The organism is Microcystis sp. M53603_WE2 (genome assembly GCF_030065435.1).
Genome location: NZ_JASJFF010001326.1, coordinates 1 through 3,987 on the forward strand (window position 1 = coordinate 1; position 3,987 = coordinate 3,987).

General features: G+C 37.5%; 6 protein-coding genes. 5 read left to right on the top strand and 1 reads right to left on the bottom strand.

Going from position 1 to position 3,987, the window contains the following annotated elements:
• Nucleotides 1-329: 329 nt before the first annotated feature.
• Nucleotides 330-518: a type II toxin-antitoxin system HicA family toxin gene (locus PX481_RS27870; protein WP_002763461.1), complete on the bottom strand. Its 189-nt coding sequence runs from the start codon at nt 516-518 to the stop codon at nt 330-332.
• Nucleotides 519-743: 225 nt separating this feature from the next.
• Here PX481_RS27870 and PX481_RS27875 point away from each other — a divergent pair, with 225 nt between their 5' ends.
• The 5 genes from PX481_RS27875 (at nt 744) to PX481_RS27895 (ending at nt 3,863) form a co-directional block, all read left to right on the top strand.
• Nucleotides 744-1,172 (top strand): element excision factor XisH family protein, encoded by a 429-nt coding sequence (locus PX481_RS27875; protein ID WP_002763459.1) that lies wholly within the window; start codon nt 744-746, stop codon nt 1,170-1,172.
• Complete coding sequence (locus PX481_RS27880; protein ID WP_002734933.1) at nt 1,148-1,474, top strand: XisI protein; 327 nt, start codon at nt 1,148-1,150, stop codon at nt 1,472-1,474. Before PX481_RS27875 ends, PX481_RS27880 begins: the two co-directional genes overlap by 25 nt.
• Before the next feature lie 129 nt (nt 1,475-1,603).
• Nucleotides 1,604-1,846 carry a hypothetical protein gene (locus tag PX481_RS27885; RefSeq protein ID WP_002763457.1) on the top strand — a complete coding sequence of 81 codons (243 nt, stop codon included), beginning with the start codon at nt 1,604-1,606 and terminating at the stop codon, nt 1,844-1,846.
• An 11-nt stretch (nt 1,847-1,857) separates the two neighbouring features.
• The gene (locus tag PX481_RS27890; protein ID WP_002763455.1) at nt 1,858-2,253 is read left to right on the top strand and encodes a type II toxin-antitoxin system VapC family toxin; all 396 of its coding nucleotides are present in this window, start codon (nt 1,858-1,860) and stop codon (nt 2,251-2,253) included.
• A gap of 17 nt (nt 2,254-2,270) precedes the next feature.
• Nucleotides 2,271-3,863: a phospholipase D-like domain-containing protein gene (locus tag PX481_RS27895; protein WP_288027125.1), complete on the top strand. Its 1,593-nt coding sequence runs from the start codon at nt 2,271-2,273 to the stop codon at nt 3,861-3,863.
• The last annotated feature ends 124 nt before the right edge of the window (nt 3,864-3,987 follow it).

Sequence of the window (3,987 nt, forward strand, 5' to 3'; positions counted from 1 at the left end):
AACCCTTATAGAGAAAGGCATTTAGCGATTTTTGTCAATTGTTTTTATCTAGAGCGAACTAATCAATTAAGTCTCTTGCCAGATAAGGATTTAGTCGATTTATGCCCCCCTATCGAACCATAACAAGTAACGAAGAGCCCAATAAAACGCTCCAAGGAATCACTAACCATCGCTGTTCTGTCAAGTAACTCATGACATCCGAATGTACCCGGTTTGAATTGCTCAAGAACCTGTTGTTCTTGTTCTTGGAGGAAGTCTTTTAACTCTTCTTGACGCTCTATTTCAATAGCGTTATCCTTAACCACAACCATACTATTCAATTCAGTCATTCAACCCTCCAATTCAGCTTGCCGTAGAATGTTTTTGTAAGTTCCGATAGGTATATCATCTGACAGTTTACAAGGAACGGTAACTTTACTCAGCTTGACAGGGTGTTTAAACTGACGATGGCTTCCTTTTTGCGAAACTTGCAACCAACTATCATCAATTAGGCGACAGATAACCTCACGAACCCTCATACCCTTAATTTTAACCTACACTTATCTTATCGAAAATTTGGGTTTAAAACCCCGTCCTTTTAGGACGGCTTTAAGCTACAATGGAAAATGAAGTCAACTTCTTAAAGAAGTCGGGTATCTGAAATCATCACAGAAGAGGAGAAATAACAAGAAGGATTTCCTAGACTGTGAACCTTAAGATTGTTACAAGATGCTAAAATTAGGAAAACCTGCTAAAATCAGGATATGCCAGCTAAAGATACCTTTCACCATGCTGTCCGAAATGCACTCATAAAAGCAGGTTGGACGATTACCCATGATCCTTTTACCCTAGAGTTTGAAGATGTTAACTTTTATGTGGACTTAGGAGCAGAAAAAGTTATTGCAGCACAAAAAGAACGAGAAAAAGTTGCCATTGAAATCAAAAGTTTCTTAAGAGATTCAATTGTTACAGAACTACATTTAGCCTCTGGACAATATCTTAACTACCGTTTTGCTCTTTCGGAAATTGAACCTGATAGAACCCTATACTTAGCCATCCCTAATGATACTTATGAAGTGTTTTGTCATAGCCGTTTTGTTCAAAGAATTCTAGAACATTATCAAATCAAAATTATTGTCTATAACCCTGAAATAGAGGAGATCGTAGAATGGCAATCAACTACAGTGAATTAGTTAAATCCCTAATTGAAGAACAAGCTAAAATTCAGCAGTCTAGTGAAATTTCCCTAGAAATAATCTTTGACGATCTGAGAAAACATTATTTATTAGTACAAGTTGGTTGGCATAATAATCATTGGATTTATGGATGTCTTTTACATTTAGATATTATTAACAACAAAGTTTATATTCAACAGAACAACACAGAAATTTCGGTGGCTGAAAAGTTAGTTGAACTAGGAATTCCTAAAACAGATATTGTCATCGGATTTCACTCTCCATTTAAACGAAAATTCACAGAATATGCCATTAATTAGGAGTACAAATAAAATGGAAAAACAAATTATAAAACATTAGAATTACCAATAGAATTAATTCAAGAAACTCTCTCTATTCTAGATCGTGAAACTGCCGTCTTAGTTGAGCAAGCTTTATCCTAAACTACCATGAAAATACAAGGAATTATCAAAGGCAATACTATCGAGCTATTAGAGGATTTATCTCTTCCTAATGGCGTAAAAATTTCTCTGGAAATCCCCGATAATTTAATTCAAAAAAAATTATTGTGGGAAGAATTAGAAACTCTTATTGGAGTATGGAAAAATCAACCAGAACTCGATGATATTTTTTCTGAAATTGACCAAGAACGCCATGCCGATCTAGGTGTGGAAATTAAATTCGATGATTAAGCCGAAAATTCATGTATTTACTGGATACTAACATCCGTATTGCCATTCTCAAAGGGAATCTGACGGTCGTTTCACATTTTAGACTTAAGTATCAGGAATCTTACCTGTCCACTTTAGTCTTAGGGGAGCTATATAAAGGAGTTTATTGCTCAACTCAGCTAGAACGTAACTTAGATACATTAACTAGATTTGCCAACCAGTTACCGATAATAGCTTTTGATCAACAAGCTGCAATCGAATTTGGCAAAATTCAATCTGAACTTAGAAAAATTGGCAAACCAACAGGACAGTTAGATGCTTTAATCGCAAGCGTTGCTCGTTCTCGGCAGGATATTTTAGTAACCGATAATACTCGTCATTTTGAAAATATTTCTAATCTAGTAATAGAAAACTGGTTACAGCCCTAAAATTAAAAAATCGAACTATGCCTACCCACGACATCATCGACAATCGCCAGCAAAAATTAGTCGATAACATCAACCAAATTCTCCACTCTTCAGAAGCCGCTCATTTTGCCGTCGGTTACTTTTTCCTCTCCGGCTTTACTGCGATCGCAACTCGTCTCGCCACCATCCCACAAATGCGCCTCCTAATTGGCAACACCAGCAACCGGGAAACCATCGAACAATTAGCAGAAGGCTACCGCCGCTTAGAATTAATTAAAAACCATCTGGAAGCACAAGAATACCCCAAACGGACAGAACGCAAGCAGATGGCAACAGAAACCGCCGACAATATTCGTTCCAGCGTCGAACTGATGGACCAAACAGATGAAGCAGAAACCTTAGTAAAAAATCTGGTTCAAATGATTGAAGAAAAACGCCTTCAGGTGCGAGTTTATACTAAAGGGCGACTCCACGCTAAAGCCTATATCTTCGACTACGGGACAATTTATAACCAGCAGGGACAACCTTTGGAACGTCAAGAAAAAGGCCTTGCTATCGTTGGTTCTTCTAACCTTACTTTATCAGGAATTTCCCACAATACCGAACTTAATGTTATCGTTCACGGTAATGAAAATCATGCCAGTTTAACAGAATGGTTCAATCAACTTTGGCAGGAAGCAACAGAATTTGATGAAACACTGATGCAGTCTTTACAACAGTCTTGGGCGATGATGCCAGTACGTCCCTACGACATCTATATGAAAACTCTCTATATGCTCGTGCGCGATCGATTGACAGAAGAAACTGCCAGTGAAATGATGATAGATAACGAAATTACCGAGAAACTAGCAGACTTTCAAAAAGTAGCAGTTAACCAAGCTGTTAAACTCATCCGCGAGTATGGAGGTTGTTTCGTTTCCGATGTGGTAGGACTAGGAAAAAGCTTTATTGGTGCTGCCATTGTCAAACGCTTTGAACAAGTGGAAAAAGCCCGCCCCTTAATTATTTGTCCAGCGCCACTGGTGGAAATGTGGGAACGCTACAACGAAATTTATCAACTTAACGCCCGCGTTTTATCGATGGGATTGCTGCGGGAAGATGAAACCAGTGGCATCAGAGTTTTATTAGAAGATTTTAAATACAAAGATCGAGATTTTATCTTAATTGATGAAAGTCATAACCTGCGGAATGCCGCAACCCAAAGATATAAAATCGTCGAAGCCTTTTTAGCAGCCGGGAGACAATGCTGTTTTTTAACAGCAACTCCTCGCAATAAAAGTGCTTGGGATATTTACCATCAGATTAGGCTCTTTCATCAAGATGATAAGACAGATTTACCCATAGATCCGCCCGATCTAAAAGAGTATTTTAGATTAGTAGAGAAAGGGGAAAAACAGTTACCTGACTTGTTATCTAATATCTTGATCCGGCGCACTCGCAACCACATTTTGCGCTGGTATGGCTTTGATGCTAAGACTCATAAACCCGTAGATTCAGACAATTTCAAGGATTATTTAAACGGAAATCAACGCGCTTACGTTATTGTGGGTGGTAAGCATCAGTTTTTTCCCAAAAGAGAACTACAAACCATTGAATATAGTATTGAAGATACCTATAGACCTCTTGCATAATTTTTTTATGGTATAATATAAGGTTTTGCTTTTTTCTCAATTCTTAGATTGAAGTGGAAAAAAGAATAAAATGTGATCTTAGGTCAGGAAATCATCTATAATTTTGCTATGTTTATTAGCAAAA

Coding starts and splice junctions, on each gene's coding strand:
- PX481_RS27890 (WP_002763455.1), top strand. CDS start 1,858: ATGTATTTACTGGATACTAACATCCGTATTGCCATTCTCAAAGGGAAT.
- PX481_RS27875 (WP_002763459.1), top strand. CDS start 744: ATGCCAGCTAAAGATACCTTTCACCATGCTGTCCGAAATGCACTCATA.
- PX481_RS27895 (WP_288027125.1), top strand. CDS start 2,271: ATGCCTACCCACGACATCATCGACAATCGCCAGCAAAAATTAGTCGAT.
- PX481_RS27880 (WP_002734933.1), top strand. CDS start 1,148: ATGGCAATCAACTACAGTGAATTAGTTAAATCCCTAATTGAAGAACAA.
- PX481_RS27885 (WP_002763457.1), top strand. CDS start 1,604: ATGAAAATACAAGGAATTATCAAAGGCAATACTATCGAGCTATTAGAG.
- PX481_RS27870 (WP_002763461.1), bottom strand. CDS start 518: ATGAGGGTTCGTGAGGTTATCTGTCGCCTAATTGATGATAGTTGGTTG.